This window comes from Streptomyces sp. NPDC039424 (genome assembly GCF_055639495.1).
The window spans coordinates 95413-117235 of sequence record NZ_JBVKAI010000025.1 but is presented as its reverse complement, the minus strand read 5'-3'; the positions used below and the strand labels follow the sequence as shown (position 1 = coordinate 117235).

Genomic DNA, 21823 nt, shown 5'->3' with positions numbered 1-21823 from the left:
TTACGCCAGGCTGTCCCGCCAGGCCCGGTGCAGATCCGCGAACCTGCCCGTACCGGCGATCAGTTCGGCCGGCTCACCGTCCTCGACGATCCGGCCGTGCTCCATCACCAGTACCCGGTCGGCGATCTCCACCGTGGACAGCCGGTGCGCGATCACCACCGCCGTACGGCCGCGCAGCACCGTCGACATGGCGCGCTGCACCGCACGTTCGCCCGGGACGTCCAGTGAGCTGGTCGCCTCGTCCAGGATCAGCACCGCCGGATCGGCGAGCAACGCGCGGGCGAAGGCCACCAGTTGGCGCTGGCCCGCGCTAATGCGCCCGCCGCGCTTGCGGACGTCCGTGTCGTACCCGTCGGGCAGCGCGCTGATGAACTCGTGCGCCCCGATCGCCTTCGCCGCCCGCTCGATCTCGTCCCGGGTGGCGTCCGGCCGCCCGATGGCGATGTTCTCGGCGACCGTGCCGGAGAACAGGAACGCCTCCTGCGTCACCATGACCACCCCGCGCCGCAGTTCGGGCGCGGCCAGCTCGCGCAGGTCCACACCGTCCAGCAGGACCCGCCCGTCGGAGGGGTCGTAGAACCGGGCCAGCAGCTTGGCCAGCGTGGACTTGCCCGCGCCCGTGGAGCCGACGACCGCGACCGTCTGCCCGGCCGGGATCGTGAGGTCGAAGCGGGGCAGTACCTCGCCGCCGGTGCGGTAGGCGAACCGGACCCCGTCGAAGACGACCTCGCGGCCGGGGTGCTCGCCTTCGAGCGGCGGGAGTTCCCTGGGCGCCGACGGCTCCGGCACGGACGGCGTCTGCGCCAGCAGGCCCGCGATCTTCTCCAGGGAGGCCGCCGCCGAGTGGTAGGAGTTGAGGAACATGCCAAGACGGTCGATCGGGTCGTACAGCCGCCGCAGGTACAGCACCGCCGCCGCCAGCACGCCCAGCGCCAGCGAGCCGGACGCCACCCGGTGGGCACCCCACAGCACGATCACCGCGACGGCCGTGTTGGCCACCAGCCGGGAGCCGGTCACATAGCGGGCCATCTCCAGCAGGGCGTCGCCGTTGGTCCGCTCGTGGCGCCGGTTCAGCACCCGGAAGTCGGCGTCGTTCACGGCCTCCCGGCGGAAGGCGCGCACCGGACGGATGCCGTTCATCGTCTCCACGAACTTCACGATCACCGCCGCGATCGCCGTGGACCGGGCCCGGTACACCCGCTCCGCGCGCCGCCGGTACAGCCGGATCAGCAGGTACAGCGGCACGAAGGAGGCCACCGCCACCGCGCCGAGGCCCAGGTCCAGCCAGAGCAGCATCGCCGCGATGTACACGAACGACAGTACGACCGTGGCGAGTTCCTGGAGCCCCTCGCTGAGCAGCTCTCGCAGCGACTCGACGTCCGTCGTGGAGCGCGAGATGAGCCGGCCCGAGGTGTACCGCTCGTGGAAGTCGATGCTCAGCGCCTGCGCGTGCCGGAAGATACGGCCGCGCAGATCGAGGAGCACGTCCTGGTTGACCCGGGCGGAGGCCTCGATGAACGCGAACTGCAGCACCCCCGCGACCAGCGCGCACAGCAGATAGCCCACGCCCACCGCGATCAGCGGCCCGTGGTCGCCGTGCTCCCTGAGCGCCGGCACGCCCCGGTCGAGGGCGTACGCCACCAGCAGCGGGCCCGCCTGCACGGCCCCCTGCTGGAGCAGCAGCAGGAGCGTGGTGCCGGCCACCCGGGCCCGCATCGGCGCCAGCAGCGACCGCAGCAGGGCGGCCGTGGCGCCGGGCGGCGTCGGCAGGACGTCCCGGTCGAAGGGATCACCGCCCGCCGCCGGCCGGGCAAGCTCCTCCTCCTCACCGGGCGCGGGGACCGGCGTGGTGGGGGCCGCGGTCATCGCTCTTCCTCCTCGTTGCCTGACATCAGGTGGGCGTAGTCGGTGTTGTGGCGCAGGAGTTCCTGGTGGGTGCCGACGGCGGTGATCCGGCCGTCGGAGAGGAGGGCGACGCGGTCGGCGAGGAGGACCGTGGAGGGGCGGTGGGCCACGATGAGGGCGGTGGTGTCGGCCAGGACCTGGCGCAGGGCGGCCTCGACGGCGGCCTCGGTGTGCACGTCGAGGGCGGAGAGGGGGTCGTCCAGGACGAGGAAGCGGGGTTTGCCGACCACGGCCCGGGCGAGCGCGAGGCGCTGTCGCTGGCCGCCGGACAGGCTGAGGCCCTGTTCGCCGACCTGGGTGTCCGTGCCCCGCGGCAGCGCGTGCGCGAACTCGGCCTGGGCGACTGCGAGGGCCCGCTCCAGCTCCGGTACGCCGGCGTCGTCGCCCGCGCCCATGAGCACGTTGTCGCCGACGCTCGCCGAGAAGAGGGTGGGCTCCTCGAAGGCGACGGCGACCTTGGAGCGCAGCTCCTCGCGGGACATCCCGGTGATGTCCACGCCGTCCAGCGTGATCCGGCCGGAGGTGACCTCGTGCAGGCGGGGGATCAGCGCGGTGAGGGTGGTCTTCCCGCTGCCGGTGGCTCCGACCAGCGCCATGGACTCGCCGGGACGGATGTGGAGGTCGATGTGGTCCAGCACGGGCGGCGAGCCGGGCGGGGCGTCGGGGTAGCGGAAGCGGACGTCATGGAACCGGATGCCCCTGTCACCGTCGGACTCCGCGCCCGCCCCCGCCTCGGCGGACTCCGGCTCCTCGTCCAGCACTTCGAAGTACCGCTCCGTGGCGGTCGCCGCCTCCTGGCTCATCGCCAGGAGGAAGCCGATGGAGTCCACGGGCCACCGAAGAGCGAGGGCGGTCGACAGGAACGCCACCAGCGTCCCCGCGGACAGGTCACCGTCCGCCACCCGGACGACCCCCCACACCAGCGCCGCCCCGATCGCCACCTCCGGCAGCGTGACGATGACCCCCCAGATCGTCGCCAGCAGCCGCGCCTTGCGCAGCTCCGTCCCGCGCAGCGTCCCCGACAGCTCCCGGAACGCCCGTGCCTGGCTGCGGTGCCGCCCGAAGCCCTTGATGATCCGGATCCCGAGGACGCTCTCCTCCACGACCGTCGTCAGGTCCCCGACCTGGTCCTGGGCGAGCCGCGCCACCTCGGCGTACCGCCGTTCGAAGACGGCGCACGTCCACATCACGGGCACGGCGGGCCCCAGGATCACCAGCCCCAGCACCCAGTCCTGCATCAGCATGATCACCACACCGACGAGGATCGTCACCGCGTTGACCAGCAGGAAGGTCAGCGGAAAGGCGAGGAACATCCGCAGCAGCATCAGATCGGTCGTGCCCCGCGAGAGCAACTGGCCGGAGGACCAGCGGTCGTGGAAGGCCACCGGCAGCCGTTGCAGATGCCGGTACAGCCCCGCCCGCATCTCCGCCTCGACGCGCGACAACGGCCGTGCCACCAGCCACCGCCGCAGCCCGAACAGCAGCGCCTCCGCGAACCCGAGCAGCAGCAGGTACAGCGCGCCCAGCCACACCCCCCGCGGATCCCGGTCGGCCACCGGCCCGTCCACCAGCCACTTCAGCACGAGCGGGATCACCAGCCCCGTACAGGAGGCGACGACCGCGACGAACGCGGCGGTGAACAGCCGTATGCGGACGGGCCGGACGTACGGCCACAGGCGCAGGAGAGTACGCACGGCGGAACGGTCCTCGGCGGTGGTTGCACGTGTCGTGGGCATCACCGCGAGCCTACGGACCGGCACTGACAACGCCCACCGAGTTTCGGCCCGAGCGGACTCCGCCGCAGGTCCTACGACCAGCGTGTTCGAGTTCTCGTACACGGCCTCCCGAGGGGTCGTACGGCCGCATCGACCGAGAGGAGGGCGAGATCTTCGGGATCCTCGGCCCGAACGGCGCGGGCAAGACCACCACCGTGGAGTGCGTCGAGGGCCTGCGCGTCCCGGACGCCGGCCGGGTCCGGGTCGCCGGCCTCGACCCGGTGGCCGACCACGCGGAGGTGGCCCGCGTCCTGGGCACCCCTCGCCGAGCGCCTCGTCCACACTGCGGAAACCGCCTTCAGCCCACCCTCAGCAACAGCACCGCCCGCCCCGGCACCGTGATCTCCGTCCCCGCCTCGTGCACCACCGCCGGCGCCTCCCGCTGCTCCTCCCGCGAGGTGTCGACGACCACCTCGTACCGCTCCGCCCACGGAGGACCGGGCAGGACGAAGGGCGTCGGGGTGTCGCCCGCGTGCAGGAGCGCGAGGAAGCTGTCGTCGAGGATCGGGGTGCCCCGCTCGTCCCGGCCGGGTATGTCCCGTCCGGAGAGGTACATGCCGAGCGTGGCGGCGGGCGCGTACCAGTCGCCCTCGGTCATCTCCGTGCCCCGGCAGGTGAACCAGGCCAGGTCCCGCAGGCCGTCCGCCGAGTGGGCGCGGCCGGAGAAGAAGGCGCGCCGGCGAAGCACCGGGTGCCGGTGGCGCAGGGCGATCAGCCGGGAGGTGAGGTCGAAGAGGGGGCGCCAGGCGGGGTCGTCCAGGAGGGTCCAGTCGAGCCAGCCGATCTCGTTGTCCTGGCAGTAGGCGTTGTTGTTGCCGTGCTGGGTGCGGCCCAGTTCGTCACCCGCCACCAGCATGGGGACGCCCGTGGACAGCAGCAGGGTGGTCAGCAGGTTCCGCAGTTGGCGGCGGCGCAGCCCGCGTATGTGCTCGTCGTCAGTCTCGCCCTCCGCCCCGCAGTTCCAGGAGCGGTTGTCGCCCGAGCCGTCCCGGTTGCCCTCGCCGTTCGCCTCGTTGTGCTTGCGCTCGTAGGAGACCAGGTCGCGTAGGGTGAAACCGTCGTGCGCGGTGATGAAGTTGACCGAGGCGTAGGGGCGCCGGCCGCCCCAGGCGTACAGGTCGCTGGAGCCGGACAGGCGGTAGCCGAGGTCGCGCACGTCGGGCAGCGCGCCGCGCCAGTAGTCGCGGATCGCGTCGCGGTAGCGGTCGTTCCACTCCGTCCACAGCGGCGGGAAGGCCCCCACCTGGTAGCCGCCCGAGCCGATGTCCCAGGGCTCGGCGATCAGCTTCACCCGGCGCAGCACCGGGTCCTGGGAGATCACCGCCAGGAACGGGGAGAGCATGTCGACGTCGTGCATCGAGCGGGCCAGCGCGGCGGCCAGGTCGAAGCGGAAGCCGTCCACGCCCATCTCCGTCACCCAGTAGCGCAGGGAGTCCGTGATCAGACGCAGGACCTGGGGCTGGACCACGTGCAGGGTGTTGCCGCAGCCGGTGTAGTCGGCGTAGCGGCGGGCGTCGTCCTGGAGGCGGTAGTAGCCGCGGTTGTCGATGCCCTTCAGGGACAGGGTCGGGCCCAGTTCGCCCGCCTCCGCCGTGTGGTTGTAGACCACGTCGAGGATGACCTCGATGCCGGCCGCGTGCAGCGCGCGGACCATGCGCTTGAACTCGCCGACCTGCTGTCCCGTCGTACCGGAGGCCGCGTAGGCCGCGTGCGGGGCGAAGTAGCCGATGGAGTTGTAGCCCCAGTAGTTCCTCAGACCGCGGCGCAGCAGGTGGTCCTCGTGCGCGAACTGGTGGACGGGGAGCAGCTCGACGGCCGTCACGCCCAGGTTCACCAGGTGCTCGACGGCCGCCGGGTGCGCCAGACCCGCGTACGTGCCGCGCAGTTCCTCGGGGATCCCCGGGTGCAGCTTGGTGAAGCCGCGCACGTGCAGCTCGTAGATGACCGAGTCCGCCCACGGGGTCTTGGGGCGGCGGTCGTCGGCCCAGTCGTCGTCGTCCTGCACGACGACGCCCTTGGGCACGTGCGGCGCGGAATCGCGGTCGTCGCGCACGGTGTCGGCGACGTGCTGTTCCGGCCAGTCCCGCACATGCCCGTACACCTCCGGCGGCAGGCCGAACTCTCCGTCCACCGCACGCGCGTACGGGTCGAGGAGCAGCTTCGCCGGGTTCCAGCGGGCGCCGACCCACGGGTCCCAGCGGCCGTCCACCCGGTAGCCGTAGCGCTGGCCGGGCATCACCCCGGGCACGAAGCCGTGCCAGATCTCGTGCGTCAGCTCGGTCAGTCCTACCCGTGTCTCCCGGCCCCGCTCGTCGAACAGACACAGCTGGACCGCCTCGGCACCGGCCGCCCACAGCGCGAAGTTGGTGCCGGCCACGCCGTCCGGGCCGACCCGGAAGCGCGCGCCCAGCGGGGTGGGCGAGCCCGGCCAGGCGGCCACGGTGGGCGGCGCGGGGCGCCGGCCGCCGTTCACGACTGCGGCGCGCTGGTCCGCCACTACCTGCTGCTCGGCCGAGCTGGTCACGTGGTCAGCCTCCCGCGGCTCGTGGAACGACGTGGAAACGGGCATACGGGGTCCCGCCGCGGCTCCCGATCGCGTCGTCCTCCCCACTGTTCTGCCCAGCCCTGGCGTCGCACTCACGTTTCCCCAGAGCGGGACGGTCGTTGTGTCCCTCGTGAGGCATGCACAAGGGCGCGCACGGCGCGCGGGCGCCGCATTGGCCGCGGTACTGACATGGGCGGGACTGCTGGCCGGCGCGACCGGCTGCGGTCCGGACGTCACGGACGACATGGGCATCGAACGGGTCCTGGGCAAACCCCCGGCCCCCGAGGACGCCATCCGGATCTCCCCGGACGACGGGGACAAGGGCGTCCGGCCCGGCGAACGGCTGCGGGTACGGGTGCCCGGCGGGCGACTGGAGACGGTGACCGTGGTCCGGTCCCAGGACGCCCAGGAGTCCCCGGTGCCCGGTCACCTCACCGACGGCGGCAGGGCCTGGGAGCCCGACGACCCCGGGCTGGCACTCGCCGCCAAGTACACCGTCGACGCGGTGGCGGTGGACGGCGACGGACACCGCTCGGCCCGGCACACCACGTTCACGACGTACGTCCCCGAGGAGCGGTTCATCGGGTACGTCACCCCGGAGAACCGCGCCACCGTCGGCACCGGGATGATCGTCTCCCTGGACTTCAACCGGGAGATCGAGAACCGGGCCGCCGTGGAGCGCGCCGTCCGGGTCACCGCTCGGCCACCCGTGGAGATCCGCCCGCACTGGTTCGGCAAGGGCCGCCTCGACTTCCGCCCCGAGCACTACTGGAAAGCCGGCACCCAGGTCACCGTCGAGCTGCGGCTGCGTGATGTCGAGGGGGCGCCCGGCGTCTACGGGCTGCAGTCCAAGACGTTCACCTTCACCGTCGGCCGCAGCCAGGTCTCGCTGGTGGACGCGGCCGAGCACACCATGGAGGTGCGCAGGGACGGCGCACTGCTCGCCACCGTGCCCATCACCGCCGGTGCCCCCAAGACCACCACCTACAACGGGAAGATGGTGGTGATGGAGATGCTCGAGGTCACCCGTATGAACAGCCGCACGGTCGGCTTCGGCGGCGAGTACGACATCCCCGACGTCCCGCACGCCATGAAGCTCACCAACTCCGGCACCTTCCTGCACGGCAACTACTGGGCTCCGGACGCCCCCGGGAACGTCAACGTCAGCCACGGCTGCGTGGGCCTCATGGACATCAAGGGCGGCAGCTCGGACACGCCCGCGGGCTGGTTCTTCGACCGCACCCTCGTGGGGGATGTCATCGAGGTCGTGCACAGCAATGACAAGAAGGTCGCTCCCGACAACGGCCTCGGCGGATGGAACATGGGGTGGAAGGAGTGGAAGGACGGCGGCGCCGTCAGTTGATGTTGCTACGAAACGGTGACCATCAACTGACACGATCCCCAAAACCTTGTGGTTAATATGCGCCGACGCGTGCGTGGGCGCGCCGGGGTGCGGGTCTGACCAGGCCCGGGGAGGGGAGAACAGTTGAACGTGCGGCCGATACGGGGGGCGTCGGTTGACGCGCGAGGGCGTGGCCGGAAGGGGGTGCCGGTGCTCATAGCCGGCGCCCTGCTCATGGCCGTCACCGCGTGCGGGGGAGGGTCGGACTCGGGGTCCGGTTCCGGTGACGGGAAGGGCAAGGGCGGGAGCACACAGAGCAAGCGGTCCGAAGCGGTCATCAGCATCGCGCCGGAGTCGGGTTCGACGGGCGTCGACACCGACGGCGACCTCAAGGTCAGGGCCGACAAGGGCAAGCTGACCAAGGTCGTGGTGAAGGACCCCAAGGGCACCGAGATCGAGGGCAGCATCAGCGGCGGGGGCGCGGGCTGGACGCCCTCGACCCACCTCGCGGCCGCCACCAAGTACACGGTGCACGCGGTCGCCGAGGACTCCGAGGGCCGGGAGGCGGCGGAGGACTCCAGCTTCACCACCCTCACGCCGAAGAACACCTTCCTCGGCACCTTCACCCCGGAGGACGGCAGCACGGTCGGCGTCGGCATGCCGTTCTCGATCCGCTTCACCCGGGGCATCACCAACCCCCAGGACGTGGAGAAGGCCGTCCAGATCAAGACCGAGCCGGCCGTCGACGTCCAGGGCCACTGGTTCGGCAACGACCGCCTGGACTTCCGTCCCGAGAAGTACTGGAAGTCCGGCACCAAGGTCACCGTCAAGCTGAACCTCGACGGCGTCAAGGGCCGTGACGGCGTCTACGGCAAGCAGTCCAAGACGGTGAAGTTCACCATCGGCCGCAACCAGGTCTCGGTCGTGGACGCCAAGAAGCACACGTTGAAGGTCACCCAGGACGGCAAGGTCATCAAGACCATCCCCGTCACCACCGGCAAGCCCGGCTACGACACCTGGAACGGCCAGATGGTCATGAGCGAGAAGCTCACCGTGACCCGTATGAACGGCGAGACGGTCGGCTACGGCGGCGAGTACGACATCAAGGACGTCCCGCACGCCATCCGCCTGACCACCTCCGGCACCTTCCTCCACGGCAACTACTGGGGCGGCGACGCCTTCGGCAACTACAACGCCAGCCACGGCTGCGTGGGTCTGCGCGACGTCAAGGGCGGCTACGACAGCGGTGTGCCGGCGGCCTGGCTCTTCAACCACTCGATGATCGGCGACGTGGTCGTCGTCAAGCACTCGAACGACCGCACCGTCGACCCGGACAACGGCCTCAACGGCTGGAACATGTCCTGGGACAAGTGGAAGGCGTGAGCCCCCGCTGACGTACGGGCCCGGTGCTGTGACCGACAGCACCGGGCCCACTGTCGTTAGTGGCCGTTAACCTGCTGCCCATGACCGTGAATCTCGAAGTCGCCGAAGGCGTCGGCACCCTCCGTCTCGACCGCCCCCCGATGAACGCGCTGGACGTCGCCACGCAGGACCGGCTGAAGGAACTCGCCGAGGAGGCCACGCGCCGCGACGACGTGCGCGCCGTGGTGATCTACGGCGGCGAGAAGGTGTTCGCGGCGGGCGCGGACATCAAGGAGATGCAGGCCATGGACCACACCGCGATGGTCCTGCGCGCCCGCGCCCTCCAGGACTCCTTCACCGCCGTGGCCCGCATCCCCAAGCCGGTCGTCGCCGCCGTCACCGGGTACGCCCTGGGCGGTGGCTGCGAACTGGCCCTGTGCGCCGACTACCGCATCGCCGCCGACAACGCCAAGCTGGGCCAGCCGGAGATCCTGCTCGGCCTGATCCCCGGCGCGGGCGGCACCCAGCGGCTGCCCCGGCTGGTCGGCCCCTCCAAGGCCAAGGACCTGATCTTCACCGGCCGCATGGTCAAGGCCGACGAGGCCCTCACGATCGGCCTGGTGGACCGGGTGGTCCCGGCCGCCGAGGTGTACGCCGAGGCGCACGCCTGGGCCGCGAAGCTCGCACAGGGCCCGGCGATCGCGCTGCGCGCGGCGAAGGAGTCCATCGACACGGGCGTCGAGACCGATCTCGACACCGGGCTGGCCGTCGAACGGAACTGGTTCGCGGGGCTGTTCGCCACCGAGGACCGCGAGCGGGGCATGCGCAGCTTCGTGGAGGAAGGGCCCGGCAAGGCCAAGTTCCTCTGAAAGGCTTGCAATTGACACGACGTCTGACTCGCGGTGTCCCTCGTTGGGGCGGATCGGGGCGCGCTTCGGGGAGCCTTGGATCTGCCTTCGGGGGAAACCGCCGCTTGCCGGAAGGTGAGCCGTCGCCGCAGGTCGGGCGAGGTGTCACAGCCCCTTAGATGCCATCGGCATATGCCGGATGGTACCGGTGGAACGGTGGCATCCGGGGGGCGTATTCCTCGGGAACGGCCCCGGAGGGCCCTCCGGGCGGCCATGATGGGGGGCATGGCGGGGCTGGAGGGCATCGAACAGCCGCGGGGACACAGCCGTGCGACCGCGGCGCGCTGGTCGCCTGCGGTCGAGGACGAACGGGCGCTCAAAGCGCTCGAGTTGTTCGGCAATCCGACGGAGGCCGAGGTTCCGCTGCCGTCCCGCCCGGAGTCGGCGGCCACCGCCCGCCGGCTCGCCCAGGTCGTCGTCCTGCGCCAGTGGGGGTTCACCCCGAAGATGACGGAGGACGTGGTGCTGCTCGTCTCCGAACTCGTCGGCAACGCCGTACGGCACACCGGCGCCCGTGTCTTCGGGCTCCGTATGCGCCACCGCCGGGGCTGGATCCGGGTCGAGGTGCGCGACCCCTCCCGCGGGCTGCCCTGTCTGATGCCGGTCCAGGAGCTGGACGTCAGCGGACGGGGCCTGTTCCTGGTCGACAAACTGTCCGACCGCTGGGGCGTGGACCTGCTCCCGCGCGGCAAGACGACCTGGTTCGAGATGCGGGTCGCCGAACGCTGACGGCCGCCCGCCGCGACCCGCGGGTGCCCACATAGGGGTGAATCGCCGGATTTCTTACCCGCCGCCCCTTAAATGGGCCGGGTGACCACGACCAACCGACGCGGGGTGCTCCGTGCGGGCGCCGGACTCGTCGCCGGGGGCGCGCTCGCCGCGGGGTGCGCGGAGACCGGCGCCGCGCGCCCCACCGCCGCCACCACGCGGCCCCACGCGTCCGGCCACCCGGCGGCCACACCCCGGGCGGCTCCCGCGCCCCGCGCCTTCCCGCGGCAGCCCGTCCAGATCACGCACGGCCCCCGCACCCACCCCCGCCTCGCCCTCACCTTCCACGGCCAGGGCGACCCCGTCCTCGCCCGCAGCCTGCTCACCGAGGCCGAGCGGTACGGCGCCCGGATCACCGTGCTCGCCGTCGGCAGCTGGCTGGACGAACACCCCGACCTGGCCCGCCGGATCCTGGACGGCGGCCACGAGCTGGGCAACCACACCCAGCGCCACCTCGCGATCAACGCCATGTCCGAGGCCGACGCCCGCGCCGAGATCACCGTCTGCGCGGACCGGCTGACACGGCTCACCGGGTCGATCGGCACCTGGTTCCGCCCCTCCCGCGCCGCGACCGCCGGCGCGCTGGTCACCCGGCTGGCCCGGGAGGCGGGCTACCCGCACGTGCTGTCGTACGACGTCGACTCGCTCGACTACACCCGGCCGGGTGCCCCCGCGATCACCCGCACGGTTCTGGCCGAGGCCCGCGCCGGATCCGTGGTGAGTCTGCACTTCGGTTACCCGGACACGGTCGCCGCCCTCCCCGCCGTACTCCACGAACTCGGCCGGCGCGGACTGCGCGCGGTCACCACCACGGAGCTGCTGAGCTGATGCATCCCCTCCACGCCGCCCGCGCCCTGGCCGCCGGTGCCGCCCTCGCCGCCCTGACGCTGCTGTCCGCGTGCGGCGGCGGATCCCAGCACCCCGAGGGCGAGGCCCGCGCCGCCACGACGCCCGTCCGGCCTCCGGTGAAGGAGGCACGGGCCGACGGGCTGCCCGGGATGCCGCCCGTGCTCGACCCGGCCGACGTGTACGCCGCCGACCGCCCGAACCGGCTCTCCCCGGTGGTACGGGACTTCCCCTCCCGGGTCTACGTGCCCAACACCAACTCCGACACCGTCTCCGTGATCGACCCGAAGACGTACGAGGTCATCAGGACCATCCCGGTGGGCCGGCAGCCCCAGCACGTCGTGCCCTCCTGGGACCTGAAGACGCTCTGGGTGAACGACGACAAGGGCAACACCCTCACTCCCATCGACCCGAGGACCGGGAAGGCGGGCGAGCCGGTCGACGTCCACGACCCCTACAACCTCTACTTCACGCCGAACGGCAAGTACGCCGTCGTGATGGCCTCCCTCGACCGCGAGCTGGTCTTCCGTGACGCGCACACCATGAAGACGGTCAAGGCCGTGCCGGTCGACTGCCTCGGCGTCAACCACGCCGACTTCTCCCTCGACGGCCGGTACTTCATCGTCTCCTGCGAGTTCAGCGGCGATCTGCTCAAGGTCGACACGGAGCGGATGGAGGTGATCGGCCAGCAGCGGCTGCCCCTGGACGGCGCCATGCCGCAGGACGTCAAGGTCTCGCCCGACGGCAAGCGGTTCTACGTCGCCGACATGATGGCGAACGGCCTGTGGATCCTGAACGGCGACACCTTCGGCAGGCCCGAGTTCCTCCACACCGGCAAGGGGACGCACGGGCTGTACATCAGCCGGGACTCCCGCGAGATGTACATCTCCAACCGGGGCGAGGGCAGCGTCTCCGTCTTCGACTTCCCCCTGGACCGGCTGACCAAGAAGTGGCACCTGCCCGGCGGCGGCAGCCCCGACATGGGCGGCGTCTCGGCGGACGGCAAGGTCCTGTGGCTCTCCGGCCGTTACGACTCCGAGGTGTACGCCATCGACACCCGCACCGGCGCCGAACTGGCCCGCATCCCGGTCGGCAGCGGCCCGCACGGCCTGGCCGTCTACCCGCAGCCGGGCCGCTACTCGCTCGGGCACACGGGCATCTTCCGCTAGGGAGTGGCCGGGGCGCCTTGAGTCTCCACCCCCCGGTGGCCCGTTCCTCCGGCGGATACCGCTTGTACGACGCCGAGGCCGAGGCGGTACTGCGGGAACTGCTCGGCGACGCCGACCGGGCCGCCGTACCAGAACGCCTGCGCACGGCCACCGGCGACCGGATCGCCCGCTACCGCGAGCTGCTCTCCCAGGTGCACGGTCAGCCCCTGCCGGCGCACCGGGAGGAGTTCGCCTGGGTGGTCGCCGCACTGGGCGCGCACGCGGGCGGTTAACCTGACCTGCGGCAGTGAGCCAGCAAGACAGAGAAACGCGACAAAAAGGGGCGGATCGGTGCCGGACATCGAGGAAGCACGCAAGCAGTTCCAGCGGATCGATGCGGACGGTGACGGTTTCATCACCGCCGCCGAGTTCAAGTCCGCCCTGGCCCAGCAAGGTGACTGGAACGTCACCGACACGGTGGCGGAGGCCATCATCAGGACCCGCGACCTCAACGGCGACAAGCTCCTGTCGTTCGACGAGTTCTGGGCGTACCTGAGCAAGTGACGCGCGGGGAGGGGGCGCCTTGCCGGGGCGCCCCCTCCGCCGTCACACGGAGCTCGTCCACTCCTCCCGGAGCATCCCGAAGAGCACGCGGTCGTAGCGCTTCCCCTCGACCAGCACGGCCGAGCGGAGCCGGCCCTCCTCACGGAACCCCGATCTCGTGAAGGCGCGGACGGCGCGCTCGTTCCCGCTCCAGGTGTCGAGTTCCAGCCGGTTCAGGGGATACGCGCCGAACAGGTGGTCCACGAGCAGCCGCAGCGCGTCGCTGCCGTGGCCCCAGAACTCCCGCTCGCCGATGGTGATGCCCAGCGTGGCCACCCCCGCGTACGGGTCCAGGTCCCGGTAGTCGGCCATGCCGATCACCCGGCCGTCCGCCAGGTCCTCCACCGTGAACACGGCCGACTCCCGCGGGCTCAGCCGCAGCATGGTGTCGAAGCCGATCCCGAGCGCCTCCTCGGTGACCGGGCCGAAGCACGGGTCACCGGCGGCGGCCCAGCGCACCACCTCGGGGTCGTTGCGCCACCGGAGATGGTGCCGCGCGTCCTCGGAGCGCAGCGCGCGCAGCCTTACCGACTTTCCTACGATCATTCCGGCACCCTAGGTGGACCGTCACCCGTTCGCCACGGAATAGCACGCCGCGTCCGTCGGTTGGTGGTGACCTGCGAAGGCAGGACAGGTCTGGACACCGACCCCCGGAAGGGCGAGGCGAGTCATGAAGATCGGCATCATCGGCGCGGGCAACATCGGCGGCAATCTCACCCGGCGGCTCACCGCCCTCGGACATGACGTCTCCGTCGCCAACTCGCGTGGTCCGCACACGCTCACCGAGCTGGCCGAGGAGACGGGAGCGACCCCGGTCCCGGTGGGGGAGGCGGCGCGCGGGGCGGAGGTCGTGGTGGTCACCATCCCCTTCAAGGCGGTCCCCGACCTGCCGTCCGGCCTGCTGGACGGGGCGGCCGAGGGCGTCGCCGTGATCGACACCGGCAACTACTACCCGCAGCAGCGGGACGGCCGGATCGCGGAGATCGAGGACGAGGCCCGCACCGAGAGCCGCTGGACCGAACAGCGGATCGGCCACCCCGTGATCAAGGCCTTCAACGGCACCTACGCCCAGGACATCCTGGAGCGCCCCCGCCCGGCCGGCGCCCCCGACCGCATGGCGCTCCCGGTGGCCGGCGACGACGAGGCCGCCAAGCGGGTGGTCCGCGACCTGATCGACGAACTCGGCTTCGACACCGTCGACGCGGGCGGCCTCGACGACTCCTGGCGCCAGCAGCCCGGCACCCCGGTGTACGGCCTGCGGGCGGGCGTGGAGGAGGTCAGGAAGGCCCTGGCGGAGGCGTCCCCGGAGCGTCCCGCGGACTTCCGGGGGTAGCGCCACCAGGTCCCACCAGGGTCTATCGCTCGCCCAGCGCCCGCGCCACGAAGACGTCCAGCACCCCGGCCCCCACCTCAACCGCCCGGGTCCGGCCCTGCCAGTCCACGATCGTGTGGGAGCGGGCCGAGGTCCGCAGGGACGTCACCCGGGCCCGTGCGCCCTTGCCGTCGCGCACGTCCAGCGCGGCGAGGGCGGCGCGGGCCCAGTCCCGGGTGCAGGCCAGCCAGGGGGCGGCCGGTGTGCGCAGGGACGCGGGCACCGCCCGGGGCGCCGACGCGAGGACGCCGAGCCGCTCGCGCAGGGCGGCCTCCGCCTTCGCACCGCCCCGCCAGTACGCCGCCGTCAGCGCCGCCAGCCGCGGCGCCTGCACCGAGTCCAGCCGCGAGGCCCGGTTGACGTCGGCGAAGGCGCGCAGCGCGGTCAGGGCGCGCCCGTCGCCGTCGGCCAGCACGCTCAGGCCCGCGTCGAGCGCGTCGGCGGGCCGGTACGCCGTGGGGTTCCAGGCGTACGCGGCCATCGAGAACAGCGCCGGGTCGGAGGCGGCGGCCTGGTTCATCGGGTTGGCCAGCACGCCCGCCACCACGCCGGGCAGCCCCGCCTCGCGGCCCGTGTAGGGGCCGAGCAGCAGGTGCTGCGCGGTGTAGTCGTTGACCGGGTAGTTGTCCCACACCAGCACCGGGTGCCCGTACCGCCGTACGGCCTCGCGGGCCTGGTCGGCGCGGATGCGCGGCGAGACGACCAGCGGCCCGGTCCACATCACGGTGACGTCCCGGTCCAGCCCTGCCGCGAGCCGGCTCTTGTACGCGCTCGCGGCCGACCCGTCGTACTCGGTGGGCACCGTCAGCAGCGGGGCGGCACCGGGGCGGCCGTCGAGGAACTCGCGCCGCACCTTGTTCAGCAGATCCGCCTGCGCCCGTCCGACCGCGCCCCGCCCGCTGCCGTACACGGCCGCGTCGCGCGCGCAGTTCCAGCGGTCGATGTCGATGTCGTCCAGGGGCACGGCGAAGGCCCTTACCCCGGCCCCGTCCCACAGCTGCCGGAACTTGCCGATCAGAGCGGCGGTGTCCGCGGCGGACGAATAGCAGATCGACGGGCCGGGGGAGAGGGCGTACACGAAGGAGACGTGGTCGGCCTCCGCCCGCCGGGCCAGGGCGCGCAGCTCGCCGAGCCGGTCCTCGGGGTAGGGGTCGCGCCAGCGGGCGCGCAGGTAGGGATCGTCCTTGGGGCTGTAGACGTAGGTGTCGAGCTTGAAGCGGGCGGCGAAGTCCAGCTGCTCCAGGCGCTCGTGCCGCGTCCACGGCTCACCGTAGAAGCCCTCGACGATGCCGCGGACCGCGGTGGCCGGCCAGTCGCGGACGCGGAGGGCGGGCAGTTCGGTGCGGGCCGCCGTCGAGCCGACCGGGCGGACCAGCTGGGCGAGGGTCTGCGCGGCGTGGAAGGCACCGGCCGGGTCCACTCCGGCCAGGACTGCACGGGGCCGCCCGTGGTCGGCGCCGACGGCGAGGACGTAGCCCCCCGCGGCGAGTCCGGACGGCCCCTGGGCCCCCAGCGCCGACAGCTCGGCCGGCGTGCCGCCCGACGCCACCGTGACCAGCAGCTCGCCGGACTTCGGCGCGTCCCCCAGCCGTACTTCCCGGGCCCCGCCCGCGCGCAGCGCACGGGTGACGGCGTCCAGCGTGGACGCGTCCGTCCCGGCGTCGGAGCGCACCGCCACGGCGCGGCCGATCCGCACCGAACCGGCCTCGCGCCGCACACTTTGGGGCGCGGGCCACAGGACGGGCAGGCCCGCCGGGGCACCGCCCGCGCGGGTCACCGCCGAGTCGCCGCCGGCCGAAGGGGCCGGAGCCGCCGCCGGGGTCCCTCCCGGACCGTCGCCGCAGGAACGGGCGGACACCACGAGGACCAGGCCGAGCACGAAGCCCAGCAACAGCCGCGGTGGGACGCGGAACTGGCGCACCCGAGCCCCCTCCACCGTCCGTACCGCTCTTGCCATCGACCGGGAACCACCACCGGGAGCACGGATTATGACGGACCGACAGTTTCCGTACGGGGTGTTTCCAGAACGTCGAGGGGCATCGTACGCGTGCGTGTGACGATGTGCCGGAAACAGCGTCGAACACGTCGACAAGAGGGCATTGTGCGCCAGATGGCGTAGACACTGCCCACAACAGGTCCTATCCAGATATGCGCGGGGCGTACGCGCGCCCTGCTCCGGCACGGGAGGTCGCACATGCTGGTTCCGGACGATCCGCTCACCCACTGGATCGTGCTCCTCGACATCGAGGACTTCAGTCTGCGCCCGGAGACCACGCAGGCGACGCTCCACCAGAGCATGCACCAGGTGGTCGGGTTCGCGCTGCGCCGCGCCGGGCTCGACCTGGACCAGTGCCCCTGGCAGGACCGCGGGGACGGCATGCTGCTGCTGATCCCGGTCGGCACCAGCCCCACCAGGCTGCTGCGCGAGCTGGTGCGCGGCCTGGAGGACGCCCTGGTTCTACACAAGGGCCAGTTCAACCACGACCACCGGATGCGGCTGCGGGTCGGACTCAACCAGGGGCTGGTGATCCAGCAGGGCCAGCTGTGGACCGGCAACGCCATCAACGACCTGGCCCGGCTGGTGGACGCGGGCCCCGTCAAGCAGGTGCTCGCCCGGGCCGGCCGGGCCCACCTGGTGGTGGTCGTCTCCGAGGACATCCACCGGAAAGTGGTGCTGGGCGGCTACCCGGGCATCGACCCGGCGGCCTACCTGCCCGCCGACTTCGTCACCAAGCACGGCGAGCCGCGCCGGGGCTGGGTCACCGTACCCGGCTACCCGGCGCCGCCCGGACTTCCCGCGGACTCGGGGGAGCCGCCACGTGACAGCAGGACCGGGGTCACCCCCGGCACGGGCGGCCGCGCGGGAGCGGCAGACGGCGGGACCGGACCGGGGAGCCCGGTCCCGCCGTCCACGCCGTACATCAGCGGAGTGAGGGACAGCCAGATAGCCGTGGGGGACGGCGCGGTGGCCGTCGGCGGTGACTACGTGAACGGCGACAAGACCGTCCACCACTACGGCGCCGGCCACCCCGCCCCGCCCCACCGTGCCACCCCCGCGGACGGCTCATGAGCACCCCCGCACCCCCACCCACCACCGCACAGCCCACGACCACCGCACCCCCCGCGAACACCGCGCCCCCGCCGGGACAGCCCGGGAGCGCGTCCCCACCGGGCGGCGGCAGCGGCCCACCCCCGCCCGGCCAGGGCACCGGCGGCGACGGCGCCACCCCCCAGCAGGGCGCCACCCCCCAGCAGGGCGACGCCCAGCAGCCCGCGCCCCCCGACAACACCGTCGGCACCAACGCCTCCGCCCGCCAGGCCACCGCCCGCGCCGGCCAGGGCAGTCTGCGCGCCGGACTGCTGCGCACCGCCTGGACCCACATCGGCGGCGACCGGGTCGAGGGCGACAAGATCGTCATCCATGCCGACGGCGAACGCGGCGTCGTCCTGCGCGCCCTGGCCACCGGCATCGTGGACAGCGTCCGGCACACCTTCCAGCCGCCGCCCCGCTGGGACGACGTGGTCGCCGACGCCTGGCAGCGCCGCTCGGTGGTACTGCGCGGACCCGGCGGCGCCGGCAAGACCGCCGCGGCCGTACGGCTGCTGATCTCCGCCCGGGCCGGCTCCATCTACCTGCTGGACTCCGTCGCCGAACTGACCCGGCTGACCGAGTTCACCCAGCTCGGCAGCGGCGCGGGCCTGCTGCTCGACCGGCCCCCCGACCTCGGCGAACTGCGCGGGCCCCAACTGGCCGGCCTGGAGCACCTGCTCGCGCAGGCCCAGGCCCACCTCGTGCTGATCGCCGGACCGGAGGCCGACCTCGGCCGCGGCGTCGGCGAGTACGTACAGCGCATCGGCCGCCCCGACGCCCTGCACGACATCCTCTCCGCCCACCTGGCGCACCGGCTCGGCGAGGAGGACGCCGAACGCGCCCTCGCCGCGGCGGGCGTCCTGGACCTGTGCCAGGAACTGCTCGACCAGGGCGCCGCCTGCCGCGACGCCGCCCGCCTCGCCGAGGTCATCGGACACGAACACGGCGCCGGCGCCATCGACCTGGAGCGGGTCCGCACCCGGATGGACCAGACCGGCGGCGAGGGCCCCGAGGAGTGGTTCGAGGGGCTCGGCGACACCGGGCTGCGCACCCACGCCGTCGCCCTCGCCGTCCTCGGAGGCCTGCCCCAGGAGTACGTCGCCATGGCCGCGAGCACCCTCCTGGACCGGTTCCGCAGCGACCGGGGCGTGCTGACCGCCAGCGTCGAGCGGGGCCCCGTACCGCTGCGCCAGGACCCCTTCGACCAGTCCCGCCGGATGCTCACCGAGAAGCTGCGCGCCCGCACCGTCACCGCGGTCACCCGGGGCGACAACGGCTGGCTGCCGTGCACCGTCGCCGAGTACCGCAACCCCGACTACCCGGCTCGGATCATCCGGCACGCCTGGTCGCAGTACCACATCCAGGGCGAACTCCTCGACTGGCTGGCCGAGTTGGTCGACAAGCCCTCGCAGCAGGTGCGCAGCTTCGCCGGGACCGCCCTCGGCCTGATCGCCACCGAGTCCTTCGACGCCATCAGCACCCTCGTCCTCCCCGAGTGGATCCGCGACGAGCACAGCGGCTACCTGCGCCGCGAGGCCATCGCCTACGCGCTGCGCGTCTGTGCCCGCGACCCCGCGCTGCGGGCCGGGGTGCGCACCCTCGTCGAGGGCTGGTACGCGGGCGGCCCCTGGCAGTTCCAGGCCGCCGCCGCCCGCGCCTACGGCCTGTGCCTGGGCGGCGCCGACCTGCCCACCGCCGTGCAGGCCCTCACCCGGCTCGGCGCCGTCGACCACATCCAGGTCGCCATCGAGATCGGCGACGCCGTCGCCGACCTGATGGAGGACGACGTCCGGGCGAACGCCCCGGCGGTGCTGCGCGCCCTCGCCGAGATGGCGCACGAACCGCGGAGCCGCCCCACCGGGCACCTCGCCTTCCTCATCCTCGCCAACGCCCTGGTCTCCGACGAACCCCCGGCCGGCGGCCTGCCCGGGCGCAGCCGCCCCACCCTGCTCAGGCTCGCCGCCGACAGCCCGCCCGGCGGCGAACTGCGCCGCCTCATCGGCTATCTGTGGGCCGAGGCGATCAGCGGCGAGGTCTTCTCCGACCAGGCCGCGACCGTCCTGGAGGCCTGGGCCGCCCAGGCCGAGTCCGACCCCCAGCTCCTGGACGACTTCGTCCGCATCCTGGTCGACGACGTCGCCGCCCGCTCGCCCCGCGCCGGTCTGCTCCTGCGGCGCTACGCCGCCCAGTGGACCGACCGCGACCGCTTCCGTCCCCTGCCCCGCTCGGCGGCCGTCCTCGGCGCCGCCCTGCGGACCGCGCCATCCGCTCGACCCACTCAAGCAGGAGGTGGCCGGTGAACGAGCCGGTCTCGTTGATCGTCAACCGGACGCAGGTGCCCCGCATGGCGGTGGGCCCGACCAAGGCGACCGAGCCGCATCTGGCGGTCGTCTACGCCACCGCCTCCGGCGAGGTGGAGTGCTTCGAGGGCCGCCCGCTGAAGCCCTCGCAACAGGTCTTCTCCAAGTACCGCATGCGCTACGAGATCGATCTGCGCCCCTGCCGGCGCAGTGCCGTCCTCGGCCGCAACCCGCTGGTCTCCCGGGACGGCGTGCACGCCTTCGAGGTGAAGGTGGACTTCGCCTTCCGCGTCGACGGCTGGGAGGGCGCCAAGGCCGTGGTGCGCTCCGGCATCGACAACCCGCTGCCCCTGGTGCACAACTACCTCACCAGCCTCTTCCACGGCGCCGGGCAGCGCTTCGCCATCGAGGACTCCTTCGGCCTCCAGCACTACCTCAACCAGAAGTGCGCCCAGCAGGTCGCCCTCGCCGAGGGGCTGATCGTGTACGGCTGCCAGGTGAGCGTGCAGCCCGACGACAAGTCCAAGGCCTATCTGGAGTCCCTGATCGAGGCCGGCCGGCGCGAGACCCTCGGCCAGGCCGAGCACCTGCCCAACATGGGCGACGTCCTGCGCCAGGGCCAACTGGACTCCAAGAAACAGGAGCTGGAGATAGAGGCCACCGCCCGCCAGGCGGCCTCCATGCAGGACACCCTCACCACCAGCGAGGGCCTGATCCGGCACTACCTGATCACCCACCCGGAGGACGCCGCCGGCGCCTTCGAGATGATGCGCAAACTGGAGGAGGCCCGCTTCGCCACCGCCGAACTGCAGAACCAGCGCGCGCTCGGCCTGTTCCAGGCGATGGCCGAGAAGAACCTGGTGCAGGCCGGCGACCTGGAGGTGATGCGGTCGCTGCTGACCGACGCGGTCGGCCGCGCCACCGGCGGCGAGGCCCAGCTCCCGTCCGCCACCACCCCGCAGCTCACCGGTGCCCGCCCCTGGGACGCCCCGCCGGCCCAGCTGGCCGGTGCCGCCACCGCCACCGGAGGACCGGCGCAGGCGCCGCCGTCGTACACCCAGACCCGGCCCCAGCCCGCCTACCCCCCGCCTCAGGCCCCCGCCGCCTCCGCCGCCTACGGCCCCGGCTCCACCGTCGTGGGCGACCCCGGCCCCCCGTACTCCGGACGGCCCGCCACCCCCGCCTACACCGCCCTGATCTACCTGGTGCTCGACGAGTCACTCGACCGCGACTGCCTGGAGGAGATCAACCGCGGCCTGAGCGACCTGCACTCCGCGCTCTCCTCGGCGCCCGAACTCTCCACGGCGCTGCGGCTGTCCGTCCTCGGCATGGCCGCCACCGCGGAACCCCGGCTCCAGCTGGAGACGGTCACACCCGGCACGCGCACACCCATCCTCACCGGGCGGCCGGGACTGTCGTACACCCACGCCTTCCAGCTGCTGAAGACCGTCGTCGGGCAGGACGTCGGCGTGGTCAAGGGCGAGGGCGCGCAGGTGCTGCGGCCGATCGTCCACTTCGTCACCGGCGGCGCGCCCGAGGAGGGCGACCGCTGGCGGGACGCCCACCGCGCGCTGACCGACACCTCGGGCAACCCGGCCGCGCCGCACGTCATCGCGCTGGGCCTGGGCCGCGCCGACACCTTCGCGATCCGCGCCGTGGCCACCCGCCCCGAGTTCGCCTTCATGGCGCCGCCCAACCAGGACGCCGTGTCCGCCGCGCACAGCCTGGCCGCCTTCCTGCGCGACAGCGTCGTCGGCTACGCACGCCGGATCGCCTCCGGCGACCCGCAGTTCGCGGTCAGCCCGCCGGACGGCTTCCGCAGGGCCGAGGACGCGTTCTGACCCGTCCGGCCCGTTTC

Annotated in this window: 16 protein-coding genes and 2 pseudogenes; 13 read left to right on the top strand and 5 right to left on the bottom strand. The window is 72.7% G+C overall.

What is annotated here, in order from left to right; translation table 11 throughout:
- Both ACZ7L0_RS38805 and ACZ7L0_RS38800 read right to left on the bottom strand, forming a co-directional pair.
- Nucleotides 1-1866: an ABC transporter ATP-binding protein gene (locus ACZ7L0_RS38805; protein ID WP_471247289.1), complete on the bottom strand. Its 1866-nt coding sequence runs from the start codon at nt 1864-1866 to the stop codon at nt 1-3.
- On the bottom strand, nt 1863-3641 hold the full coding sequence (locus ACZ7L0_RS38800) for an ABC transporter ATP-binding protein (protein WP_471247288.1): 1779 nt from the start codon (nt 3639-3641) through the stop codon (nt 1863-1865). The genes ACZ7L0_RS38805 and ACZ7L0_RS38800 overlap by 4 nt, the downstream gene beginning before the upstream one ends.
- 128 nt (nt 3642-3769) lie before the next feature.
- Here ACZ7L0_RS38800 and ACZ7L0_RS38795 point away from each other — a divergent pair.
- Nucleotides 3770-3937, top strand: a pseudogene (locus ACZ7L0_RS38795) (ATP-binding cassette domain-containing protein); the annotation flags it as partial.
- Nucleotides 3938-3978: 41 nt separating this feature from the next.
- Here ACZ7L0_RS38795 and glgX read toward each other — a convergent pair.
- Nucleotides 3979-6204: a glycogen debranching protein GlgX gene (gene glgX / locus ACZ7L0_RS38790; protein ID WP_471247287.1), complete on the bottom strand. Its 2226-nt coding sequence runs from the start codon at nt 6202-6204 to the stop codon at nt 3979-3981.
- 151 nt (nt 6205-6355) lie between these two features.
- On the opposite strand from glgX, the gene ACZ7L0_RS38785 reads away from it, so the two are divergent.
- From ACZ7L0_RS38785 to ACZ7L0_RS38750, 8 genes are all read left to right on the top strand, one after another.
- Complete coding sequence (locus tag ACZ7L0_RS38785; protein ID WP_471247286.1) at nt 6356-7588, top strand: L,D-transpeptidase; 1233 nt, start codon at nt 6356-6358, stop codon at nt 7586-7588.
- A gap of 123 nt (nt 7589-7711) precedes the next feature.
- Nucleotides 7712-8950 (top strand): L,D-transpeptidase, encoded by a 1239-nt coding sequence (locus ACZ7L0_RS38780; RefSeq protein ID WP_471247285.1) that lies wholly within the window; start codon nt 7712-7714, stop codon nt 8948-8950.
- Nucleotides 8951-9030: 80 nt separating this feature from the next.
- Nucleotides 9031-9798, top strand: coding sequence for an enoyl-CoA hydratase/isomerase family protein (locus ACZ7L0_RS38775; RefSeq protein WP_471247284.1), 768 nt, complete (start codon nt 9031-9033; stop codon nt 9796-9798).
- 264 nt (nt 9799-10062) lie between these two features.
- On the top strand, nt 10063-10566 hold the full coding sequence (locus tag ACZ7L0_RS38770; protein WP_471247283.1) for an ATP-binding protein: 504 nt from the start codon (nt 10063-10065) through the stop codon (nt 10564-10566).
- 72 nt (nt 10567-10638) lie between these two features.
- Nucleotides 10639-11433 carry a polysaccharide deacetylase family protein gene (locus ACZ7L0_RS38765; RefSeq protein WP_471247282.1) on the top strand — a complete coding sequence of 265 codons (795 nt, stop codon included), beginning with the start codon at nt 10639-10641 and terminating at the stop codon, nt 11431-11433.
- Nucleotides 11433-12620 (top strand): YVTN family beta-propeller repeat protein, encoded by a 1188-nt coding sequence (locus ACZ7L0_RS38760; RefSeq protein ID WP_471247281.1) that lies wholly within the window; start codon nt 11433-11435, stop codon nt 12618-12620. The genes ACZ7L0_RS38765 and ACZ7L0_RS38760 overlap by 1 nt, the downstream gene beginning before the upstream one ends.
- A 17-nt stretch (nt 12621-12637) precedes the next feature.
- Nucleotides 12638-12892: a hypothetical protein gene (locus tag ACZ7L0_RS38755; RefSeq protein WP_471247280.1), complete on the top strand. Its 255-nt coding sequence runs from the start codon at nt 12638-12640 to the stop codon at nt 12890-12892.
- A gap of 58 nt (nt 12893-12950) precedes the next feature.
- Entirely contained in the window at nt 12951-13163 is a 213-nt protein-coding gene (locus ACZ7L0_RS38750) for an EF-hand domain-containing protein (RefSeq protein WP_471247279.1), read from the top strand.
- Between the two features lie 42 nt (nt 13164-13205).
- Here ACZ7L0_RS38750 and ACZ7L0_RS38745 read toward each other — a convergent pair whose 3' ends face one another.
- On the bottom strand, nt 13206-13748 hold the full coding sequence (locus ACZ7L0_RS38745; RefSeq protein WP_471247278.1) for a GNAT family N-acetyltransferase: 543 nt from the start codon (nt 13746-13748) through the stop codon (nt 13206-13208).
- A 109-nt stretch (nt 13749-13857) separates the two neighbouring features.
- Between ACZ7L0_RS38745 and ACZ7L0_RS38740 the strand changes: the two are divergent.
- A pseudogene (locus ACZ7L0_RS38740) lies at nt 13858-14535 on the top strand (NADPH-dependent F420 reductase); the annotation flags it as partial.
- A 22-nt stretch (nt 14536-14557) separates the two neighbouring features.
- On the opposite strand, the gene ACZ7L0_RS38735 reads toward ACZ7L0_RS38740, so the two are convergent.
- Complete coding sequence (locus ACZ7L0_RS38735) at nt 14558-16495, bottom strand: beta-N-acetylglucosaminidase domain-containing protein (RefSeq protein WP_471247277.1); 1938 nt, start codon at nt 16493-16495, stop codon at nt 14558-14560.
- 273 nt (nt 16496-16768) lie between these two features.
- On the opposite strand from ACZ7L0_RS38735, the gene ACZ7L0_RS38730 reads away from it, so the two are divergent.
- From ACZ7L0_RS38730 to ACZ7L0_RS38720, 3 genes are read left to right on the top strand one after another with little or no spacing between them, the layout of a single operon-like run.
- Nucleotides 16769-17644 (top strand): hypothetical protein, encoded by an 876-nt coding sequence (locus tag ACZ7L0_RS38730; RefSeq protein ID WP_471247276.1) that lies wholly within the window; start codon nt 16769-16771, stop codon nt 17642-17644.
- Entirely contained in the window at nt 17641-19965 is a 2325-nt protein-coding gene (locus ACZ7L0_RS38725; protein WP_471247275.1) for a hypothetical protein, read from the top strand. The genes ACZ7L0_RS38730 and ACZ7L0_RS38725 overlap by 4 nt, the downstream gene beginning before the upstream one ends.
- On the top strand, nt 19962-21806 hold the full coding sequence (locus tag ACZ7L0_RS38720) for a hypothetical protein (protein WP_471247274.1): 1845 nt from the start codon (nt 19962-19964) through the stop codon (nt 21804-21806). The genes ACZ7L0_RS38725 and ACZ7L0_RS38720 overlap by 4 nt, the downstream gene beginning before the upstream one ends.
- The last annotated feature ends 17 nt before the right edge of the window (nt 21807-21823 follow it).